Origin of the sequence: Sphingomonas sp. CFBP 13706, from assembly GCF_014842355.1 — a bacterium.
Lineage (GTDB): Bacteria > Pseudomonadota > Alphaproteobacteria > Sphingomonadales > Sphingomonadaceae > Sphingomonas > Sphingomonas aerolata.
This window is the reverse complement of the sequence record NZ_JACYVM010000021.1, coordinates 19,286-40,495: the sequence shown is the minus strand read 5'-3', so window position 1 is coordinate 40,495 and position 21,210 is coordinate 19,286. Positions and strand designations below refer to the sequence as shown.

The following is a 21,210-nucleotide window of genomic DNA, read 5'->3' as shown; positions in this document are numbered from 1 at the left end:
CCAACTTCGTTGGGGTGGACGCCCCCTGACGGCATTGATGTGCCATAGTGGGGGTGTTGAAAACACCACTGAGGAGGCGTCCATGGGTGAGGTTAGCACAGTCGGCATCGATCTGGCCAAGTCGGTTTTCCAGGTTCACGGCTCGGATCCGAGCGGTGCTGTTATCTTCCGCAAAAAGCTTCGGCGTGATCAGGTTCTGTCATTCTTCTCGACCTTGCCACGATGCGTGGTGGCAATGGAGGCCTGTGCGAGCGCCCATTACTGGGCTCGCGAGATCGCCGCAGTAGGCCATGACACGCGGCTCATTCCATCGGCCTACGTGAAGCCGTTCGTGAAGCGGCAGAAGAACGACATGGCCGATGCTGAAGCGATTTGCGAGGCGGCGCAGCGCCCGACGATGCGGTTCGTGCAGGGTAAGAGCGCCGAAGCACAGGCCTCCGGAGTAATCTTCCGTACGCGCGATCGGCTCGTGCGCCAGCGCACGCAACTGATCAACGCCCTACGAGTACACCTCACCGAATTTGGCTACATCGTTCGGCAGGGTGTCGGGCATGTCGGGAAGCTGGTCGAGCTTGTTGCCGATCCTGCATCCGATATACCGCCTGTGGCGCGGCCAGTGCTGGCAGTTATCACTCAAAGCCTTCAAGCGCTTCAGTCGCAGATCGCTCTTCTGGATCGCGAAATCGCGCACCGGGCCAAGACTGACCCCGTGGCGAAGCGGCTGATGACCATTCCGGGGGTGGGGCCGGTGATCGCGACTGCGCTTGTGGCGCTAGCGCCTGCTGCCAGCACGTTCCGACGCGGGCGTGATTTTGCAGCCTGGCTTGGCCTCGTACCCCGACAGCACTCTAGCGGCGAAGGAGCGGCTGGGGCGCACAACAAAGATGGGCGAGCGTAGCTTGCGGAGGCCTCTTATTATTGTCGCAAGTTCGGTTACGAAGGTTGCGGCGCGTGACCCCGATAAAGCCGGCGCATGGCTGGCCGGCATGCTGGCTCGCAAGCCGCGCATGCTGATCACGGTGGCGTTGGCCAATAAGATGGCGAGGACCGTCTGGGCGCTGATGGCGCATGGCGGGTCCTATAGAGCTCCGGCTGCGGCGGTGTAACCGTCAAGGCTTGAGGCGTCAGGGACGCAAGGAAGGTCAGTAGAGAGGTATGGCGCAACTGTCAGAAGACGGGATTGGCAAAACCAGGGATGTGTCCGAGCGCCTTGAGCGCGCAACTTCGGTCTGGACCCGATCCGCGATCTCCATACAGGCCAGCAGCCGTGCTGATGGCTGCATCAACAGGCCGAATACACGGAAGCACCTGAACCTGCGCGAACAAATCTCTCAAAACCCCCTTGTATCCAGCGGGGCGTCCACACACGGCCGTTCGTTCAGATCGCTGCGTACGCAGCAAAGGGGGCGGACCTCCGCCCCCAGTAGGCAGTTCTGTCAGGAAGGGCGGGGTTAAACATACCCCTCGATCGCTTTCCCGACTGACCTCATTCTTCTAGGGCTGTCCGGTGGATGTAGCGGTCTTTGACCTGAACTTGTTGAAGGCGTTTGATGCCCTGTACGCGCAGCGCCACGTCATACGTGCTGGCCAGCGCATCCGTGTGAGCCAGCCGGCGATGAGCGGCGCGCTTACTTGACTGCGCGAGGTGTTCGACGACAAATTGTTCGTCAGGTCGCCGACGGGGATGCAGCAGATACAGCTGGCCGACGATCTCGCAGGGCTGTGCTCCACAATATCGGCAACGTTGCCATCATGGAAGGAATGCCGGTAACTCATTGCGACCCAATATCCTGATGTTTTCCGTTACACGGACTGCTTGCCGCGCTTGCAGTTAGCGTTCCAAGCTTGACCGGGGTCCGCACGGACGCGCCAAGAGCGTCGAGGGCCGGCCATGACGTTAAGGTAGTAGAGCTCACAACCGGGCGCTGCGGCGACGGGGTGATAACCGCGCGGCACCAGCACCACGTCGCCGTCGCCGACTGCAATCGTTTCGTCCAAGGTCCGGTCGTCGGTATAGACCCTTTGAAGGGCAAAACCCTGGGGCGGAGACAGGCGGTGGTAATACGTCTCCTCCAGTCGAGTTTCGTCGGGAAAGGCATCCGTGTCGTGTTTGTGCGGAGGATAGCTCGACCAATGCCCGCCGGGCGTAATCACTTCCACGACCAGAAGACTGTCGGCAACCGCACTTTCCGGCAAGATATTGCGGACAAACCGCGTGTTCGTCCCTTGGCCGCGAACCTCGTACGGCATCGCATCGGGCAGGATCAAACGCGCCGCCCGCCCGACACTACCGGGCGCGGTACAGAAGGCGATCTCCGCCTCACAGGAGGCGCGGACGGTGTAGGCCCACCCGGCCGGCAGATATAGCGCAGCGGGCGGCCCGTCGAAAACGCTGCGGCGGCTGCCCAGCCCCACGAAGCTTTGATCGCCAGCGACGACATCGACGGTCCCGGTGAGTATCACCATGCAAAGCTCGCGGGCCGGATCGCCACCCTGGTGAACTCGTTCGGGGGCGAGCCTGATTACCATGAAGCCGACATGGTCCCATCCCGCGCTGGAGGGCGTTACCACGACGACGACCCCGTCATCCGCCGGTGCGCTCGACGCGATCCGCAAGTGCGACATTCAGCGCTCCATCAGTTGGCGGATCGTTGCGAGGCCGGACGCGGCATACGCCCGAGCATCGGCCAGCGCCGGATCCTGCTCCGCCTCTATCACGATCCACCCCGCATATTCGACACTCTGCAACGCCGCGGTCACCGGTACGAAGTCCAGATCGCCATCGCCCGGTGTGGTGAACATGCCCGCCGTGACACCGTCGAGGAAGCTGCCGCCGGACGCGACAATCGCGGCATGACGATCGGTGCGCACATCCTTGACGTGGAGGTGGGCGATGCGTTCCGGCCATCGCCGTATCGTCGCCACCGGATCGATCCGCCCATAGCGCGCATGGCCGGTGTCAAGGGTCAGTCCGACCGCCGGACCGGTCGCGGCGAGCAGCTGGTCGAGATCGTCAGCGGTCTCGATCACTGTGCCGAGATGGTGATGATAGGCCAGCCGCAGGCCCCGTCCGGCAACATGCGCCGCGACCTGGTCGAGCCGCCGGCCGAACACCGGCCAGTCCGGCTCAGCCAGTCGGGGCGACGCGCGCAGCGGATGCGTTTGATCGGTGTGGATCGCGTTGGACGTCTCGGCGACGACGACGATCTGCGCACCAATGCCGGCAAGCAGGTCGAGGTGCGGCGTCATCGCGGCGATCTCCGCCTCCGCATCGTGCGACAGCAGCCGCATGCCGTGCCACCCGCCGATCGTCGCCAGCCCATGCGCGGCCATGATCGGCGCCAGAATGGCGGGGTCGCGCGGGAACAGGTGGCCGAGCTCGATACCGTCGAAACCGATCGCCCGCGCGTCCGACAGGATCGTGTCGAGCGTCGTTCCCGCCCCCAATGCCGGCAAATCGTCGTTGGCCCAGCCGATCGGACTGACGCCCCAGCGGATCATCACGACGTCGACCCCAACGCAGTCTCATACGCCGCCCGCGCCGTAGAGACCGCGGCAGAGGTCGAGACGGCAGGTATGGCGACGTCCCACCAATGCCCGCCGGCGGCTGTCGCGCGCGCGGGATCGGTCTCGACGACGATCACGCTGACTTGGCGTAGCGGCCGGACCTGCGCGAGCGCGGTCTCCAGAGCGGCGATGTCCTGCACCCGCTCGGCAACCGCACCCATGCTGCGGGCGTGCGCGACGAAGTCGATCCGCGGCGCGGCGTCGGGCAACAGGTTATCCAGCCCTGCCTCAGCACTAGGCCCACCACTGGCGCAATCAAGTCGATCGATGCATCCGAAGCCGCGATTGTCGACCAGCACCACCGTCAGTTTGACGCCCAGCATTACCGCCGTCGCCAGCTCCGAATTGAGCATCAGATAGCTGCCGTCGCCGACCATCGCGATCACGTCGCGCGGCGGCATCCTCTCGGGGCTTTCCAACGCCATCGCGACGCCGAGGCCGCCGGCGATCTCGTGCCCCATGCACGAATAACCGTATTCGGCGTAATAGCCGCCGGGTTGCAGCACGCGCCACAATTTGTGCAATTCCCCCGGCAGGCCACCGGCTGCGCACACGACGACCGTATCAACGGTCGACTGCCGCCAGACCGCGCCGACGACCTGCGCATCCGACGGCATCGCGTCATCAGGCGCCGTCGCCGCGAGCCAGGATTCGTTCCAGTCCGCCAGCGCGGTACGTAATGTCGTGCGCCAGGCGTCGGCCACTTGCCACACGGCCAAGCCATCGGCCAAAGCGCGCAGGATCACATCGGCGTCGCCCACTACCGGCTCGGCATCGTGCTTGGCGGCGTCGTGCAGCGCGGCATTGATCTGGAACAGCCTCGCATCCACCGCGAACAGCGTGCGCGATCCGGTAGTGAAGTCCTGCAATCGCGTACCGACTGCGACGATAACGTCGGCCGCCGCCGCCGCCGCATTCGCCGCCGACGTGCCGGTCACGCCGACCCCGCCGAGCGCCTGCGGATGATCCCAGATCAAGGAGCCCTTCCCCGCCTGCGTCTCGACGACGGGAATGCCGGTCGCTGCCGCCAGCACCGCCAGAGTCGCATTGGCGCGTGCGTGGAGGACGCCACCGCCGGCGATGATCAGCGGCCTGCGCGCACCGCGCACTGCCGCGATCAGCCGGGTGAGTTCGCCGCGATCGGGCTCGGCGCGCCGCCGCCGCCACAACCGTTCGCGGAAGAACGCGGCCGGGTAATCGAACGCCTCAGCCTGCACGTCCTGGCACAGGCACAGCGTCACCGGACCGCACGCGGCCGGATCGGTCAGCACCGCCATCGCGCGTGGCAGTGCATCCATCAGCTGTTCCGGGCGGACGATCCGGTCGAACAATCGCGAGACCGGGCGGAAACAGTCGTTCGCGCTGACCGTGGCGTCGGCGAACGCCTCGACCTGCTGCAGCACCGGATCGGGGCGGCGGCTCGCGAAGACGTCGGCGGGCAGGAACAGCACCGGCAGGCGGTTGACGTGCGCGAGCGCGGCAGCGGTCACCATATTGGTCGCGCCAGGCCCGATCGAGCTCGTGCACGCCATCGCCCGCTCGCGACGATGCGCCTTGGCGAACGCGATTGCGGCATGCGCCATGCCCTGTTCGCTGTGCGCGCGGTAGGTCGGCAAGGTTTCGCGTACGCCGGCCAGCGCCTCGCCGAGCGCGGCGACGTTGCCGTGACCGAAGATCGCCCACATGCCCGCGAAATAGCGCGTCGCGACGCCGTCGATCTCCACCTGCTGCGTGGTCATCCAGCGGACCAGCGCCTGCGCGGCGGTCAGGCGGACGGTGTCGCTCATCGGTATGCCTTGGCGCGCGCGGTACGCCACGCGTCGATCAGGACGCGGAAATTCACCGTGATCTGATCCATCGCCGTATCCTCGTCGACCGTGCCATCCAGCCAGCGCCGGGCGACATCGTTCCAGATCGTCCGTCCGACCGCAAACCCCTTGACGATCGGATAGGCGGCGGCGATCTCGAAGCGTTCGAGCAGCACCGCAGGCGCGGCCGACAATCCGAGCAGCAGGACGCCGAGACAATCGGGATCATGCGTATCGATCACGGTGGCGATCGCATGCCAGGTCGCGCCGTCGTCCGCTGGCTCCAGCTTCCACCAGTCCGGATAGATTCCCAGCGTGTAGAAATGCTCGAGGACCTGAGCCGTCGTGTCGGGGGCGACGGCACCGTGCGCGGACACGATCACCTCGAGCAGCAGTTCATGCCGCGTGGCACGGCAGGCCTCGAACAGCCGGACCAGCTGGCGGTCCTGCATCGCCCGCAAATCCGCCGCATCGTCCATCCGGTAGTAGACCAGGCATTTGACCACCTGCGTGACAGGCCACCCCCGCAACGTCACCGCCGGATCGAGACCATCCTCGAACCGGAGCGGCCGCGATCCGGGCACCTCGATTGGGCGGCCGGTCCAGTACGGGAGATCCGCCGCAGCCTCCAACGCGCGGGCACCATCGCCGCCGTCGAGCAGCACGCCGAAACTGCGCGCGCGCGCCGCGAGCCGGTCTGTCGCGCGCAGGACCAGCGTCTTGAAGCTCGCGACGCGTGCGCGCGCCCCCGGACCCGACGTCCGCACCAGCTCGTCGAACTGGGTCCGGTGATCGACCGCCAGCACGGTCAGTTCGTCGTAGCGGCGCGTGCGGTGAGCGGCCCAATGCTGATGTTCGAGCACGCGGTCGGTGCGCAATCGATCGGGCCAGCTTGCCCGCCCGAGAAAGCTGTAAAGCTCGTCCCAGCCGGGCATCGCCGGCGCGCAGCCATGCCGCGACACCACCAGCGCGCCGCACGCATTGCCCCACGCGCCCGCCGTCGCCAGCGTCTCGCCGCGCAGCCAGCCGCGGAGGAACCCCGCCATGAACGCATCGCCCGCGCCCAGCGCGTTGAACACCTCGACCGGATAGCCCGGCACCACGCACGCGCCGTCTAGCGCGGCGGGAACCGCACCCTCCAGGACGACGCAGCCTTCCGCCGAGAGTTTCACGACAATTGGCGCGGACGTCAGCCGCCGGATCGCCGCCAGCGCCGCGACCGTGTCCAGCGAGCCGCCGAGGATGTGGATTTCCTGTTCGGTCCCGACGACCAGATCGACCAGCGGCAACATGCGCTGCATCGTCGCGGTGACCGCGGCGTCGGCGACGAAGCGGTTCTCACCCATAGCGCGCGACGTCAACCCCCAGAGCACGGGGCGAAAGTCGATATCGAACACGACCCGTCCGCCGCCGTCGCGCATCGAGCGAGCTACCGCCATGCTCGCGGCGAACACCCCCGGCTGCGACAGATGCGTGCCGTTGACCAGCACAGCACCGGCGGACGCGATGAACGCGGGATCGATGTCCGCCTCGCACAGCGCCATATCGGCGCAATTCTCGCGGTAGAACAGCAAGGGAAACGTCTCGGGATCGCGGATGCCGAGCAGGACTAGCGCGGTCAGCCGGTCGGGATCGGTCAGCACGCCCTGCGTCGCGACGCCTTCGCGCTCCAGCTGTTCGCGGATAAAGCGCCCCATGTGATCGTCGCCGACCTTGGTCAGCAGACCAGTGCGCAGGCCGAGCCGGGCCGCACCGATCGCGGTGTTGGTCGGGCTGCCCCCGACATATTTGCCGAAGGTCGCCATATCCTCGAGACGACCGCCGACCTGTTCACCGTACAGGTCGACGCATGAACGGCCGACCGTGATCAGCTCGATCGTCGCCATCGGTTCGCTGTGCCTTATGTCCACGATACTGGCACATACGGCGAATATGGTGGTTCGACAACGCGGTGCGTGCCGGGTACGGCCAACGCTAAAGGCTTGGCCAGGAGAGTGACGTGCACGCTGTCGCAATGATAGGCGCCGGGCGGATCGGCCGAATCCATGCCGCCACCATCGCCGCGCACCCGCGGTTGCGGCTCGCCTGCGTCGCCGACGCCACCACGTATATCGCGCAGGAGCTCGCGGCGCAGTATGGCGCAACCGCGACCGACGTCGGCAGCGCGCTGAGCGACCCCACGATCGATGCGGTGGTGATCGCCAGCCCGACTGCGTTGCACTGCGACCATATGCTCGCCGCGGCCCAGGCCGATGCCGGTCGGCCGATCTTTTGCGAGAAGCCGATCGACCTCGATCTCGACCGGGCCCGAACAGTTGCGGCGCGGCTCGACGGCGTCGGCGCGCGCGTGCTGATGGGGTTCAACCGGCGGTTCGATCCACATTTCGCCGCGCTCGCCGCGCGACTGGCGGCGGGCGCGATCGGCGCGGTCGAGGCGATCCATATTGTCAGCCACGACCCCGCGCCGCCATCGACTGATTATCTCGCCAGTTCGGGCGGGCTGTTCCGCGACATGGTGATCCACGATTTCGACATGGCGCGCTGCCTGCTCGGCGCGGAGCCGGTCGGGGTCTTTGCGAGCGCGTCCTGCCTGATCGACCCGGCGATCGCCGCGATCGGCGACGTAGATACCGCGCGCACGACTCTGCGCACCGCCGAAGGACGCCTGTGCACGATCAGTTCGAGCCGTCGCAGCGGCTATGGCTATGACCAGCGGATCGAGGCGTATGGCGCGCAGGGCATGATCCGCGCAGGCAACGTGACCGAGACAACCGTGGAGACCTGGGGGCCCACCGGCGGCCGCACCGATCCGTTCCAGAATTTCTTCCTCGACCGCTATGCGCAGGCCTATTCGAACGAGATGGCGCATTTCGCCGATGTGATCGACGGCGCCGCGCCGCAGGTCATGCTGCGCGACGGAATCGCCGCGCTGGCGCTCGCCGAGGCGGCGGCGCGATCGGTGCGGTCGGGCCGGATGGAGACGGTCTGAACCAAGGCGCGCTAGGCCAGCAGATGCGGTTTGCGGCGTGTGAGATCGACGATCATCTCGCCGAACAGGCTGTTGGCCCAGGCAAACCAGGGCCGGGTGAAATGCGACGGATCGTCCGCACCGAACGCCTCGTGCATGAAGCCGGTACCAGCATGCGTGGTCTTCAGGACGTGCAGACAGCGGGCGATCGTTGCGTCGTCGTCGCTGCTCATCGCGCGAACGATCAGCGACATCGGCCAGATCATCCCGAGCCCGACATGTGGGCCGCCGATCCCCTCGCCCGCGCGGCCGCGGAAGAAATACGGGTTCGCGTCGCTCCAGCAGCGCACTTCGGTCCGGCGGAACAGCGCGTCGTCGCGTGGCACGCAGCCGAGCATCGCCAGCGACGACAGGCTCGGCGCATTGGCATCGTCCATGAACAGCGTGTTGCCATAGCCGTCGACCTCATACGCCCAGACTGCCGCCGCGCCCTCGCCAATCCGTCCATGCGCGCGCAACGCCGCGTCGACCTCGTCCGCGAGCGCGATCGCATCGGTCGCCAACGCTGTGTCGCCGCGCGTCTCGTGCGCCAAAACCGCGAGCCAGCGCAGCGCGGCGACAGCGAACAGGTTCGCCGGGATCAGGAACGGATAGACGCAGGCATCGTCGGACGGGCGGAACATCGAGTGGATCAGGCCGACTTTGCGCGTCGGCGCGCCGTAACCATCGAGGATCAGCGTGTCGGTCGCGCTCTCCGTCGCGCGCTGGAACCGGTAGGGGCCGGGGCCGTCCTTGCGCTGCTGCGCGCGGAACGTCGCGACGATCGTCCGCGCTGCCCCGCCCCATCGCGCGTCGAATGGCGCACGGTCGCCGGTCGCACGCCAATAGCCGTACGCGAGGCGGACGACGTGGCAGAGCGAATCGACTTCCCATTTGCGCTCGGCGACGCCCGGTTTCATCGTTGTTAGATCGTCCTTTGCCCAAGACAGCGGCGTGCCCGCAGTGACGTCGCGCGCAAACGCGTTGGCATAGGGATCGATCAAAATGCAGCGCGCATGCCGGGCGATCAGTCCGCGGAACAGCGTCTGCAACGCCGGATCCTTGCGGGCCAGCGATAGATAGCCGTGCACTTGCGCGGCGCTGTCGCGCAGCCACAAGCACGGGATGTCACCGGTAATGACGAACGAATCGGGACGACGATCGAGCGTGCCCATCTCGACGGTCGTGTCGAGCGTGTTGGGATAGCAGTTCGCGAACAGCCACCGCAGTTCGGGGTCACCGGTTCCCACCGAGACGCGCGCAATCTCGGTTTCCACCGCCAGGCTGACGAAGCGACGGTCAGCGATCGGCGGGCGCTTGGTCTGGCGTGACGACCGCGCCGCGGCCCTGATCGGAACCGCACCGCTGCCGGCAAACGCTGCGAGGCCGGCGAGCAACGTCCGGCGGGTTGGGATCAACGTCATATCGTGAGGCTATCCAGATATTAGAAACGAATCTAGCAATTATAACTAAGATGGAATATTTGGTTCATAATTAGATTTGGGGGCCACGATGACCGATCCTTTCGAAAGCACAACGGCGATGTTCACCGAAGCGCGCGAAGCGGGGGCCGCGGTGGCGCGGCTGCTCGGCACCAATCGTGCGAAGATCGCTGCACTGGCGACGACGCTTCGCGCGCGCCACGTGCGACTGGTCGTGACCTGCGCGCGCGGGTCGTCCGACCATGCCGCGTCGTACGGCAAGTATCTGTTCGAGACGATGCTGGCGCTGCCGGTCGTGTCGGCGGCACCGTCGACCGCGTCGCTGTTCGGCGCACCGGCCGGCGGCGGACCGGACACGCTGTGCATCGCGATCTCGCAATCGGGCCGCAGCCCGGACCTGCTGGCGACGGTCGACGCGTGGCAATGCGCTGGCGCGCACGTCGTCGCGCTGGTCAATGACGAGACATCGCCGCTCGCCTTGCGGGCGGACACCATGATCGCGCTTAGCGCCGGACCGGAACGCTCGGTTGCCGCGACCAAATCATGCATCGCGGCGATGGCCGGGCTCGCCGCGATCGTCGCGGCGGTCGCAGACGACGCCGGGTTCGCCGATGCGGTCGTGGCACTGCCTGCGCGACTGGAAAAGGCGTTCGACGAAGACTGGCGGGCGATGTCGACTGCGTTGGTATCGGCGACCAGCCTGTTCGTCGTCGGGCGCGGCTACGGCTTCGGCATCGCGCAGGAGATGGCACTGAAGCTCAAGGAGACGTGCGCGCTGCATGCCGAGGCGTTCAGCGCCGCCGAAGTCCGCCACGGGCCGATGACGATCGTCGGACCGGGATTTCCCGTCCTCGCGATCGCCGGATCGGATGCGTCGGGCGAAAGCGTGCGCGTGGCCGCCGCGGACTTTGCCGGCCGTGGCGCACGCGTGCTGCTCGCGGATGCGATCATCGGCGGCGTGTTGCCAGCCGCCAAGGCGCACCCCGCACTGGAGCCGATCCTGATGCTCCAAAGCTTCTACCGCGCGGCCAACGCGCTGTCGCTGGCGCGCGGGCTGGACCCCGATGCGCCACCGCATCTCGCCAAGGTCACGCAGACGGTCTGAGAGCACCGAACGAGGGCGGCCGGTCGGCGGGATCGCGACCGAAGGCGGGGTTGGGGCGGCGGCCCATCTCGAACACCAGACGCCCGCCCTTCGCCAGATTGGCATGCGCGATCCAGCTCTTGGTCCAGGGCTTGCCGTTCCAAGTCACGCGCTGGACATAGACCGCGTCCGGGCCGACGCCCGGTGCCTCGATCACCACCTGCCGCCCCTGCCCGACCGCCATGGTTGCGCGCGCGAACAACGGCGCGCCGAACACATAGACCGCACTGACCGGATCGACCGGATACAGCCCCATCGCGCTCATCAGGTACCAGGCACTCATCTGCCCGCAATCCTCGTTCCCCGAAAGGCCATCGGGCGCGGCGCGATATTGCCCCGCGAGCAGCATCCGCACCCGAGCCTGCGTCTTCCACGGCGCGCCGCAATAGGCGTAGAGATAGGCGACGTGGTGGCTGGGCTCGTTGCCGTGCGCATATTGCCCGACCATGCCGCTGATATCGGGCACGGAATCCCCGGCGACGCCACTCTCCGCGGCGAACAGCGCATCGAGCTTGGCCTCAAACACGGTGTCGCCGCCGAACAGGTCGATCAGGCCGTAGACGTCGTGCTGATTGAGGAAGGTCGCCTGCCACGCATTGCATTCGGTGAAGTCGCGCCAGTGTGCCGTGTCGTGGCCGAGCGCGCGCGGATCGAACGGTTCGGCCCATTTGCCTTCCGCCAGCCGCGGGCGCATGAAGCCGGTCTTCGCATCGAACAGGTTGCGGTAATTGCGCGATCGCGCGCGCAGCTTCGCCGCATCCTCGGTCGCGCCCGCGACATCGGCGAGCGTCGCCATCGCCCAGTCGTCATAGGCGTATTCGAGCGTCTTGCTCGCCGCCTCGGCCACCTTGTCGCTGGGAATGAAGCCGAGCCGGCGATACGGATCGAGGCCCTTGATATCGCGGTCGAAAGCCAGCGCGCGAAACCGCGGCCAGGCGGCGGCGTAATCGATCCCGGGCACGCGCTTGGCCGCCGCCTCGGCGATCACCACCGCCGAATGCCAGCCGATCATGCAATGCGTCTCGATCCCCTGGAGCGGCCAGATCGGCGGCCCGTGCGGGCTTTCGTTCGTCATCCGGACCAGTCCGCGGACGAGGTCGGTGTTGCGCTCCGGCTGGACCAGCGTCAGCAACGGATGCAGCGTGCGATACGTGTCCCACAGCGAATAGGTGCTGTAATTATGCTGGTCCGCCGGGACCGTGTGGACCGCGGTGTCCATCCCGCGATAGCGTCCGTCGACATCGGAGAACAGCGTCGGCGCGAGCAGCGCGTGATAGGCTGCGGTGTAGAAGATCCGCCGATCGCTCTCGGCGGCGCCCTCGACCGTCAGCCTGCCGAGCTCGATCGCCCATGCGGCGCGCGCCTCGCGGTGGACGCGGTCGAAATCCCAGTGTGGCAGCTCGGTGTCGAGATTGCGGATCGCGCCGTCGACATCGACGCCCGACAGCGCGACCTTGACGAGCAGCGGCGCGGCGCCCGCATCTGGAAACATCAGCGCGACCTTCAGCGCGGCGCCGGCGACCTGCGCGCCCGCGACCGGTGCATCGTTGCTGAAGAGCCGCGCTTCGGCGAACGGCCGCGAAAGCCGCATCGCGAAGTGGATCACGCGCCCGCCCGCCCATTGCTGGACGCGGCGGCTGCCGACCAGCATGTCGCGCCCGACCAGCCGCAGCGACGCATCGGTGATCGGGGTCGGCTTGGGGCGATCGAAGCCGATGCTCGCGGCATCCGGCTCGTCGCGGCTGCCATGCGCGAAATCCACCAGCAGATGTCCCGCGCCCGGGAAGCGATAGCGATGCAGACCGACGCGATCCGATACCGTGAGTTCTGCGGCAATGCGGCTGTCGGGGAACGATACCGCGTAATAGCCGGGCGAGGCGCGTTCCTCGGCATGCGCGAACCGCTGCCGATAACTGCCTTCGGGTTTGGCGAGCGAACCCGGGCTAAGCACCACCGGCCCGACGCGCGGTACGACCAGGATATCGAGCAGGTCGCCGACCCCGGTGCCGCTCAGATGCGTATGCGAGAAACCGAGGATTGAGCTGTCGTCGTGATGATAGCCCGAGCACGCGTCCCAGCGCGCATTGTCGGTGTCGGGGCCGAGCTGCACCATCCCGAACGGCCGCGCGGCACCGGGATAGGTATGGCCGTGCCCGCCGGTCCCGATGAACGGATCGACCAGGTCGCACGGGTCGACGCCCGGTCCGGTCCTGGTCGCGCGGCCCAGCGCCGGCCCCGCCGCCGACGTCGCCGCCACGATCGCCAAGCCTCCCGTCAGCAGATCGCGGCGCGTCGTTTCCATCGTATTTACAGCTTCCAGGTTGCGGTGAGCAGCGAGGTCGTCCCCGAATTGACGATATCGGACACCGCCAGGCTGTTCTTACCGATATGCGCCCAATAGCTGTAGGTGTTGAAGACGTTGGACACCGACACGTCGAGCTTCATCGTATCGGTCGCCGCGAACCCTAGATGCAAGTCGACGCGGTTGATCGGCCGGACCCAGACATTGTCCCACTTCGATCCCTTGCCGAGCGTGTCGTAGATCGAGACATAGCTGCCGGCGTGGTTGTAGTTGATGTCGAACGTCACCGGGCCACTCTCGTAGAACAGCTGTGCGTTGGCCAGCAGGTCGGGCGCGTTCTGGATTCGGTCCATCCGCGTACCGTCGCCGAGCACGTCGACCTTCGTCCATTGCCGCGTGATGTTGCCCGAAACCCCGAAGCCGCTGAGAAAGCCGGGCAATGCCGACAACTTCTGGCGAGCGGCAAGTTCGATGCCGTAGATATCGCCCGACCCACCATTCTGCGGCTTGTAGGTGACGGTGCCCTGCGTCACTCCGACATTCGTGCCGGTGACGATGCCGGCGCTGCTTCCATTGTCGTAGATGTAGTTGCGCAGGTGCTTGTAGAATCCGGCGAGCATGATGTGGCCGCCCTGGTTGAAGTCCCACTCGCCCGATGCGTCGATGTTCAGTGCGCGGATAGCCTTCAGGTCGGGATTGCCCTGCGTGATGGTGGTGACGCCACCGGACACTGCGGTGTTCGTGCCACCACCGAGTTGCAGGAACGGCGGCCGGACATAGCTGGTCCACACCGACGCACGGTAGACCGACTCGCGGTTCGGACGATAGTTGGCGGCGATGCTCGGGAGGAGCGCATCGAACCGTGCGACGTTACTGTCGAACGCACCGGTGCCCGTTACACCATTGACATTGGGAGTTACCCAAAACGTGTTGTGGATATCGGTATGCTCGTAGCGAACGCCGGGGATCAGCTGGAGGTCGCCGACATCCACCTGTGCCATCGCATAGGTCGCATACACCGTCTCGGTCGCACGCTGCGTGTTGCAGTTGAAACTGTTGATCGGGTTGCTGCCGCACGTGTCGATCGTCGCGTCGGTGGCGCCGCCAAGCTTGTCGAACAAGGCAAACAGCTTGCTCTGGTCGATCTCCGGCACCGCCCAGCCGTAGCGGCCCGGCCAGACGCTGGGATAGGTCTTGGAGATCAGGCCAAGATCGCCGAACGTCGTCGCGCCGCCATAATTGGGGACGGTGTAATCGCGGTTGGTGAGCATCCGGCGACTCTTCTCGATCCGCGCGCCGACCTTGATGAACTGCAGCGGGCTGCCCTCGAAGTCATACCGCAGGTCGAGTTTGGCGCCGCCCTTCTTCTGGCTGCTGGTCTGCGGGGTATATTCGGGCGCACCACCCGCCGCCGGCATCCCGGGAATATTGTTCAGCGCAGTCGACAGCGCCGGCGTCAGCAACGGCACGGGATAGCCGTTGTTGTAGCCGAACAGCGTGCCGCCGCCGAACGCAAGGCCATTGCCGTCCGTGCCCAATGTACGCGCCGCAACCTCGATGTGGTTGGGCCGCGCATTGGTACCCCAGCTGTAGAAGATGTTGGGCGTGACGGTCAGCGCGCCGAGATGCTTCTCGCCGCCGATCTGCGCGGTGCCGAGCTTGGCGAGCGCAGGATTGGTCTCGTACCAGAACCGCGTCGAGACGTTGCTGATGATCGGCGCGTACAGGCCGTTGCCGAGCGGCGTGCCGTTCGATCCGGTCTGCTTGTTCATCCCGATGATCTGCGTCAGGTGACTGTTCTGCTCGGTGTTCGCCTGCGCATACGTAAAGCGCGCGTAGACCGCGGTGTCGTCGTCGGGGCGCCAGTCGAACGTCGCGTTACCGCCGTAGCGCTCGGTCGAGCCCGACGACATGCCGAAATTGGCGCCCGTCAGAATCAGGTTCGCCGCCGGATCGAGGTTGCTCGGGTTCGATCCGTCGGCATTCTGCACCGCAAAGTCATAACCGAAATCGCAACAGCCCGACGCCTGGATACCGCCGACCAGACTATTGGCGTAATGGCGGATGTCGTAGAAGCCGCTGGCATAAAAGCCGAACTGCTTGTCGGGGCCGAACTTGGTCGAGAAATCGCCGCCGACATTGTAGCCAAGGCCGCTCTTGCCATAGGCGCGCGCACGGCTTTCGAGGCGACCGCCTGCGGTGACGCTGGCGCGCATCGAGTCGCTGTAATCGAAGGCCGACGGCGTGCGGAAATCGATCGTGCCGCCGATCGCATCGCCCAGCATGTCGGGCTGCGACGTCTTGTTCAGGACGATCGTCTGGAGACCCGACGGTGGCAACAGGCTTAGCTGGACGCCGCGGCTGTACGGATTGCCCTGCGCGACGTTGACGCCGTTGATGAGGTTGAGGTTGTATTCGGCGTTCAAACCGCGGACCGATACGAACATGCCCTCGCCGCGCGACGCGCCGTCGACACCGCCCGCAAACGCCGAGCCGGTGTTCATCACGTTGATGCCAGGGAGCAGACCAAGTGCCTCGGCGACGTTGTGGACCGCGGTATGCGCCAGATCGTCTGCCGACAGTACGTTGGTCGTATTGGCGGAACGCATCTGGAGCGCGGTCGCGTCGTAGCGGTTGCCGACGACGAGGATGTCGCCACCGGCCGCACCGGGGGTCGCCGCCAAATCGGCATCGGGAGCCTGAGCGGGCGCTGATGCGTCGGCTTTCCGCGCGGCGGCGTCCTGCGCGGCGGCGGGTGTCTGGACGAGGGTCTGCGATGTCTCTTGGGCGTAGGCCAGTTCGGGCGCGGCAAACGCCCCGACCAGTGAGATGGTCCCCATCAACAACCGTGCGCGCAGCTTCATCTGGCTCATATGCCCCCCAAATTTCGTCCGGCCCCTCGCCGGCATTCTTGGACGCCAAAGAATGCTAATGTCACTTTTATGTCAATATGATTTTTCTCTTTGATATAAATATGAACGAGATTTTCTATTTATCCTTCGAATATTGCGTTTGAGAGTTGCGGCAGATCAAATGTCTCGCGAGCGTCGGCACTGCGCGATCACGCTAGGAGGCATCCACGGCCGCCGGCGAACGACTCCGTCCACGCCCCCGTCGTACCGCCCCGCGCTCCTGTTCATAGGCAACCCCGACCACCAGCGCCTGCGCGACGCACAACGATGCCGACAACGACCGGAACCCGCGAACCTGCGACTCGCGGACGACGAGCGTCTGCGTCGCGAGCTTGGCGATCGGGCTGGCGAGGCTGTCGGAGATGGCGAGTATCTTGGCACCCGCCGCGCAGGCGGCCTCGACCGCGCTGACGGTTTCGGGGGCGTAGGAATGATAGCTGATCGCGATCAGCAGGTCCTTGGCCGAGATCGCGCGGAACTGCTGGAAGGCCAAGCCGCCGACGCCGTCGATCAGGACGGTGGGTTTGCCAGCTTGCGGCATTGCGTAGGCAAGATAGGTCGCTACCGGGAAGGCGCGCCGCATGCCGACGATGTGGACGATCTGCGCCTTGTGGATAAGCGCCACCGCATCCGCCAAGCCCTCCTGCCCGATCGTCGCACGCGTATTCTGCAACGCGAGCACATCCGCTTCGGTGAACTCGTCGATCAAGGCGCCGACGCCGCGCGCTGATACCGAGCTGTCGACCGTGGCAGTGAACTGATGGACGCGCTCGCCATATCCAAGCGAGGCGTTGTTCGCGAGCAGGCTGTCGCGCAACAACCGCTGCATCGGTCCCGCCCCTGTATAGCCGAGCGACTTGGCGAAACGCACGATCGCCGAGGGCTGCGTGGCCGAGCGTTCAGCGATCACCGTCAGCGTCTGCAAGGCCATGTCGTCGGGATGATCGAGCACATAGCGCGCGACATGCTGCAACCGCTTGCTGAAGCCGTCATAGCGCGCGAGGATCGAGTCGCGCAGTTCGGTCGCAGTCGTGGGCGCTGTTACAGGCCCCGTGTCCGGCATATCCGTCATTCCAGTCTCCCTGACAGCGATCATACGAAACGCCGATCCGATTACAACGTTCGTTTATGGAATGAAATTTCTATATTGACAAAGACCCGGCAATATTCGTTTATTACGAGTGCACGGGCAGGGGGCGACGCGATGGCTGACGATCGGATACTGCCACGATGACGGCTGCCCCACCGACCAATTTCGGCGGCACCACGCCGGCTGGGGCACGCTCCAGCGACGGACTGTCGTCGAACGACCCCGCCCGCCTGATCGGCTTTTCGGGCGCGCTGTCGGCCAATCTTCTCAACATGATCGGGATCGGGCCTTTCATCACGATCCCGCTCGCGCTCGCGGCGATGGGTGGACCGCAGGCGCTGCTCGGCTGGCTGCTCGGTGCGCTGCTGTGCCTTTGCGACGGGTTCGTCTGGGCGGAACTTGGCGCGACGCTGCCGCGCTCGGGCGGGCCGTTCCATTATCTGCGCGAGGCGTTCGGGTCGGCCAAGCTCGGCCGGTTGTTCGGCTTCCTCTATCTCTGGCAGACGCTGCTGATCGGGCCGATGTCGATCGCCTCTGGGACGGTCGGTTTCGCGCATTATGCGACTTTCCTCTGGCCCTCGCTAAACGGCTGGAGCCTCGCCGCGCTCGCGGTCGGGCTGTGTCTTCTTAACACCGTGCTCCTCTACCGCGACGTGGGCTCAATCCAGCGCCTGTCGGTCGCGATCAGCATCATCGTCATCGGCGCGTGCCTGTGGATCATCGCGAGCGGCGTGCCGAGCTTCAGCGCCGCGCGCGCGCTCGACTTTCCACCCGGCGCGTTCACGCTGTCGCACGGCTTCCTAATGGGGCTTGGCGCCGCGACGTTGATCGGCGTCTATGATTACGGCGGCTACAATAATGTCTGCATGCTTGGCGGCGAGGTCCGCGAGCCGCGCAAGCTGATCCCGCGGGCGATTCTGGTATCCATCCCGCTCGTCGCCCTGCTCTACATCGGGCTGAACCTCGCGATCCTCGGCGTGCTGCCGTGGCAGCAGGCGATGAAGAGCCAAGCGGTGGTCGCCGATTTCATGAGCGCGATCTACGGCCCGATCGGCGGCATCACCGTCGCGATCCTAATCCTGATCGCCAGCTGGGGATCCGCGCTGGTCATGCTGCTCGGCTATTCGCGCGTACCCTATGCCGCCGCGGCGGAAGGCGAGTTCTTCGCGCCGTTCGCCAAATTGCATCCCAAGGGCGGCTTCCCCGCCGTGTCGCTGCTGTTCATGGGCATCGCCTCCGCGATAGCCTCGGTCGTATCGCTCGAAAACCTGATCGCGGTGCTGATCGTCGTGCAGATTCTGTTCCAATATACCGCGCAATGCTTCGCGGTGGTCGCACTGCGCCGCCAGAAGCGTGCCGACGCCGGAAGCGTATTCAGAATGCCGCTCTATCCGCTGCCAATCGTCGTCACGCTGATTGGCTGGCTGTTCATCGTCGGCACCAGCCGCCCGATCCATATCGTCGCGGCATTCGGGATGATGGCGCTGGGCGCAATCGTCTTCCTCGCGCTCGCCCGCCGTGAATCGCGCTGGCCGTTCGACCCCCGCCTGGCAGTCGCAGCATGACAACGCCCAAGCCAAAATACGACGTCGCCGTTGTCGGCGAGATCTATGTCGACCATGTCTTCAGCGGCTTCGCATCCTGGCCAAAACCGGGCGAGGAAGTCGTCACCGACGCCTATGTCCGCGCGATGGGCGGCGGTGCGGCGGCAACGGCGTGCGGCTTGGCCAAGCTCGGCCGCACCGTCGCACTCGTCGGTCTTGTCGGCGCCGACGACCGCGACTGGTTTGCGACCGGTCTCGCGAAGTACGGAGTCGCCGCGGACGGGCTGGTCGTCGGCGACGGCGCGACCGGCACGACGATCAGCGTCTCCACCGCCGAGGACCGCTCGTTCTTCACGCACATCGGCGTCAACCACCAGGTCGGCGCGCTGTGTGCCGGCGCCGGGCTGGCCGTGCTGCAACAGGCGCGTCATGTCCATTTCGCGATGCCGCTGCCACGCGACGTCGCCGATGTCGTTCTGCCGGTGCTCGCCGCGGCGGCTATCACAACCTCGCTAGACATGGGTTTCCAGCCGGCATGGCTCGGTGACCCGGCCAACCGGCCGACGCTCGCCGCGATCGACCATCTGCTCCCGAACGAGAAGGAGGCGGAACTCCTCTGCGGCAGTGCCGACCCCGCCGCCTTCTTCGAACACGCCGCCACACTGCCGCTCCGCAATCCGATGCTGAAGCTCGGCGTCCGCGGTGCCGCTGCGGTCGAGCACGGCCAGCTCGTCCGCGTCGCCCCCCCGTCGGTCGTCGCGGTCGATGCGACCGGTGCGGGCGATGCGTTCGACGCAGGCTTTATCGACGCGCTGCTCGACGGGGGCAACGCCGCCGCCCGCCTGCAACGCGGCTGTATCACCGGTGCCTTGTCGACCCGCAAGCCGGGCGCGCTCGCCGCCATTCCCGATCGTCACGAACTCCGGAGCATCCATGACCGTACCTACTGACCGCAAGCTGACGTTGATCGGCGGCGGTGGCGTCCGCACCCCCCTCGTCACCTTCGGCGTCAATGAAGCGGCCGAGGCGCTCGGCGCGCGCGAGCTGGTCCTGTGGGATCCCGATTCCGACCGGCTGTCGATCATGGCGGCGCTCGGCCGCGCGATCGTCAAGCAGGAGGGCGGCAGCCTGATCGTGCGCGAGGCGTCCTCGATCGAGGACGCGGTCGAGGGCGCGTCGTTCGTGATGAACAGCATTCGCGTCGGCGGCATCACCGGCCGCGCGGCAGACGAGCGCAAGGCGATCGAGCACGGCTATCCGGGTCAGGAGACGACCGGCCCGGCGGGTGCGGCAATGGCGATGCGCACCGTGCCGATCGCGATCGAGCAGGCACAGCTGGTGGAAAGGCTGAGCCCCGATGCGTGGATCGTCAACTTCACCAATCCGGCGGGTTTGATCACGCAGGCGATCTCGAACCACACCAACGCCAAGATCGTCGGCATCTGCGACACGCCGACCGAGCTGTTCCACAACATCGCGCATGCGCTGGGCGCGACGCTGGCGGATGTCGAATGCGACTATGTCGGGCTCAACCATCTCGGCTGGGTGCGCGGCATCCGCCTCCACGGCGAGGACGTGTTCGACCGCGTACTCGAAGACGATGCGGTGCTCGACAAGCTCTATTCCGCGCCGGTGTTCGACAAGGCGATGATCCGCGCGCTACGGCTGATCCCGACTGAATATCTGTTCTTCTATTACGAACGCCGCCGCGCGCTCGCCAACCAGTGCAAGCACGGATCGAGCCGCGGCACCGAGGTCGAGACGCTCAACGTCGAGCTGATCGCGACATTGCGTGATCGCCTCGGCGCAGACGACGGGCCCGGCGCGATCACCGCGTACGCCGCCTATCTCAACCGCCGTTCGGGCTCGTACATGAAGCTCGAGGCGGAGGGCGGCTCCGCGTTCCACCCGGACTCCACGTTCGACATCGATCCGTTCCGCGTCGCCAGCGGCTATCACAAGATCGCGATCGACGTGATGAGCGGACTGACCGGCGCGGTGCCCGCGACGATCGTCGTCAACACGCGCAACCTCGGCGCGATCCCCGGCCTGCCCGACCGCGACATCGTCGAGACGTCGTCGCGGATCGAACGCGACAGCATCACGCCGCTGCCGATCGCGCCCCTGCCCGATCCCGCGATCGGCCTGGTCCACGGCATCAAGGCATATGAGCGCGCCGCGATCGAGGCGGCGTTGACCGGCGAGCGCCCGACCGCGCGGAAGGCGTTGCTGATCCACCCGGCGATCGGCGAATGGGACCCGACCGGCGCACTGCTCGCGGACCTGCTCGACCCGACCTGCCAGCATTGCTGAGACCGTGATGGCCACCCCGCCTGTACTGGCCGCGCCGAGGCAATCCGCGATCGATCGGTGGAGCTTTGCGGGCGAGGTGGT

13 protein-coding genes and 1 pseudogene are annotated in these 21,210 nt (G+C 66.1%); 6 read left to right on the top strand and 8 right to left on the bottom strand.

Annotated elements, in window-relative coordinates:
• The first annotated feature begins 82 nt into the window (after positions 1 to 82).
• A pseudogene (locus tag IFS44_RS20070) lies at positions 83 to 1,106 on the top strand (IS110 family transposase).
• A gap of 697 nt (positions 1,107 to 1,803) precedes the next feature.
• Here the strand turns inward: IFS44_RS20070 and iolB are convergent.
• The 4 genes from iolB to IFS44_RS20050 are packed head-to-tail and all read right to left on the bottom strand — an operon-like array spanning position 1,804 to position 7,261.
• Positions 1,804 to 2,625 carry a 5-deoxy-glucuronate isomerase gene (gene iolB, locus IFS44_RS20065; protein ID WP_192099818.1) on the bottom strand — a complete coding sequence of 274 codons (822 nt, stop codon included), beginning with the start codon at positions 2,623 to 2,625 and terminating at the stop codon, positions 1,804 to 1,806.
• Complete coding sequence (gene iolE, locus IFS44_RS20060; RefSeq protein ID WP_244650473.1) at positions 2,626 to 3,501, bottom strand: myo-inosose-2 dehydratase; 876 nt, start codon at positions 3,499 to 3,501, stop codon at positions 2,626 to 2,628.
• Positions 3,501 to 5,354, bottom strand: a complete 1,854-nt coding sequence (iolD, locus tag IFS44_RS20055) for a 3D-(3,5/4)-trihydroxycyclohexane-1,2-dione acylhydrolase (decyclizing) (protein ID WP_192099816.1) — start codon at positions 5,352 to 5,354, stop codon at positions 3,501 to 3,503. Before iolD ends, iolE begins: the two co-directional genes overlap by 1 nt.
• Entirely contained in the window at positions 5,351 to 7,261 is a 1,911-nt protein-coding gene (locus tag IFS44_RS20050; RefSeq protein ID WP_192099815.1) for a bifunctional 5-dehydro-2-deoxygluconokinase/5-dehydro-2-deoxyphosphogluconate aldolase, read from the bottom strand. The genes iolD and IFS44_RS20050 overlap by 4 nt, the downstream gene beginning before the upstream one ends.
• 113 nt (positions 7,262 to 7,374) lie before the next feature.
• Here IFS44_RS20050 and iolG point away from each other — a divergent pair, with 113 nt between their 5' ends.
• On the top strand, positions 7,375 to 8,364 hold the full coding sequence (gene iolG / locus IFS44_RS20045) for an inositol 2-dehydrogenase (RefSeq protein ID WP_192099814.1): 990 nt from the start codon (positions 7,375 to 7,377) through the stop codon (positions 8,362 to 8,364).
• Positions 8,365 to 8,375: 11 nt separating this feature from the next.
• On the opposite strand, the gene IFS44_RS20040 is transcribed toward iolG, so the two are convergent.
• Positions 8,376 to 9,806, bottom strand: a complete 1,431-nt coding sequence (locus tag IFS44_RS20040) for a glycoside hydrolase family 125 protein (protein WP_192099813.1) — start codon at positions 9,804 to 9,806, stop codon at positions 8,376 to 8,378.
• 88 nt (positions 9,807 to 9,894) lie between these two features.
• Here IFS44_RS20040 and IFS44_RS20035 point away from each other — a divergent pair, with 88 nt between their 5' ends.
• A complete protein-coding gene (locus IFS44_RS20035) occupies positions 9,895 to 10,929 on the top strand; it encodes an SIS domain-containing protein (protein ID WP_192099812.1) in 1,035 nt (344 codons plus the stop codon).
• Here IFS44_RS20035 and IFS44_RS20030 read toward each other — a convergent pair.
• The 3 genes from IFS44_RS20030 to IFS44_RS20020 all read right to left on the bottom strand — a co-directional run bounded on the left by IFS44_RS20030 (position 10,913) and on the right by IFS44_RS20020 (position 17,254).
• Positions 10,913 to 13,270 (bottom strand): GH92 family glycosyl hydrolase, encoded by a 2,358-nt coding sequence (locus tag IFS44_RS20030; protein ID WP_192099811.1) that lies wholly within the window; start codon positions 13,268 to 13,270, stop codon positions 10,913 to 10,915. The two genes, IFS44_RS20035 and IFS44_RS20030, sit on opposite strands and share 17 nt — an antisense overlap.
• Before the next feature lie 5 nt (positions 13,271 to 13,275).
• Complete coding sequence (locus IFS44_RS20025; RefSeq protein WP_192099810.1) at positions 13,276 to 16,143, bottom strand: TonB-dependent receptor; 2,868 nt, start codon at positions 16,141 to 16,143, stop codon at positions 13,276 to 13,278.
• Positions 16,144 to 16,336: 193 nt separating this feature from the next.
• The gene (locus IFS44_RS20020) at positions 16,337 to 17,254 is read right to left on the bottom strand and encodes a MurR/RpiR family transcriptional regulator (RefSeq protein WP_192099809.1); all 918 of its coding nucleotides are present in this window, start codon (positions 17,252 to 17,254) and stop codon (positions 16,337 to 16,339) included.
• A gap of 158 nt (positions 17,255 to 17,412) precedes the next feature.
• Between IFS44_RS20020 and IFS44_RS20015 the strand changes: the two genes are divergently transcribed.
• The 3 genes from IFS44_RS20015 to IFS44_RS20005 are packed head-to-tail and all read left to right on the top strand — an operon-like array spanning position 17,413 to position 21,129.
• Positions 17,413 to 18,837 (top strand): APC family permease, encoded by a 1,425-nt coding sequence (locus IFS44_RS20015; protein ID WP_192099808.1) that lies wholly within the window; start codon positions 17,413 to 17,415, stop codon positions 18,835 to 18,837.
• On the top strand, positions 18,834 to 19,766 hold the full coding sequence (locus IFS44_RS20010) for a carbohydrate kinase family protein (protein ID WP_192099807.1): 933 nt from the start codon (positions 18,834 to 18,836) through the stop codon (positions 19,764 to 19,766). Before IFS44_RS20015 ends, IFS44_RS20010 begins: the two co-directional genes overlap by 4 nt.
• Positions 19,750 to 21,129: a family 4 glycosyl hydrolase gene (locus tag IFS44_RS20005; protein WP_192099806.1), complete on the top strand. Its 1,380-nt coding sequence runs from the start codon at positions 19,750 to 19,752 to the stop codon at positions 21,127 to 21,129. Before IFS44_RS20010 ends, IFS44_RS20005 begins: the two co-directional genes overlap by 17 nt.
• Positions 21,130 to 21,210: the final 81 nt, after the last annotated feature.

Excerpts from the sequence above, each read along its gene's own strand:
- iolB (WP_192099818.1), bottom strand. The coding sequence starts at position 2,625 with ATGTCGCACTTGCGGATCGCGTCGAGCGCACCGGCGGATGACGGGGTC.
- iolE (WP_244650473.1), bottom strand. The coding sequence starts at position 3,501 with ATGATCCGCTGGGGCGTCAGTCCGATCGGCTGGGCCAACGACGATTTG.
- iolD (WP_192099816.1), bottom strand. The coding sequence starts at position 5,354 with ATGAGCGACACCGTCCGCCTGACCGCCGCGCAGGCGCTGGTCCGCTGG.
- IFS44_RS20050 (WP_192099815.1), bottom strand. The coding sequence starts at position 7,261 with ATGGCGACGATCGAGCTGATCACGGTCGGCCGTTCATGCGTCGACCTG.
- IFS44_RS20040 (WP_192099813.1), bottom strand. The coding sequence starts at position 9,806 with ATGACGTTGATCCCAACCCGCCGGACGTTGCTCGCCGGCCTCGCAGCG.
- IFS44_RS20035 (WP_192099812.1), top strand. The coding sequence starts at position 9,895 with ATGACCGATCCTTTCGAAAGCACAACGGCGATGTTCACCGAAGCGCGC.
- IFS44_RS20030 (WP_192099811.1), bottom strand. The coding sequence starts at position 13,270 with ATGGAAACGACGCGCCGCGATCTGCTGACGGGAGGCTTGGCGATCGTG.
- IFS44_RS20025 (WP_192099810.1), bottom strand. The coding sequence starts at position 16,143 with ATGAGCCAGATGAAGCTGCGCGCACGGTTGTTGATGGGGACCATCTCA.
- IFS44_RS20020 (WP_192099809.1), bottom strand. The coding sequence starts at position 17,254 with ATGACGGATATGCCGGACACGGGGCCTGTAACAGCGCCCACGACTGCG.
- IFS44_RS20015 (WP_192099808.1), top strand. The coding sequence starts at position 17,413 with ATGACGGCTGCCCCACCGACCAATTTCGGCGGCACCACGCCGGCTGGG.
- IFS44_RS20010 (WP_192099807.1), top strand. The coding sequence starts at position 18,834 with ATGACAACGCCCAAGCCAAAATACGACGTCGCCGTTGTCGGCGAGATC.
- IFS44_RS20005 (WP_192099806.1), top strand. The coding sequence starts at position 19,750 with ATGACCGTACCTACTGACCGCAAGCTGACGTTGATCGGCGGCGGTGGC.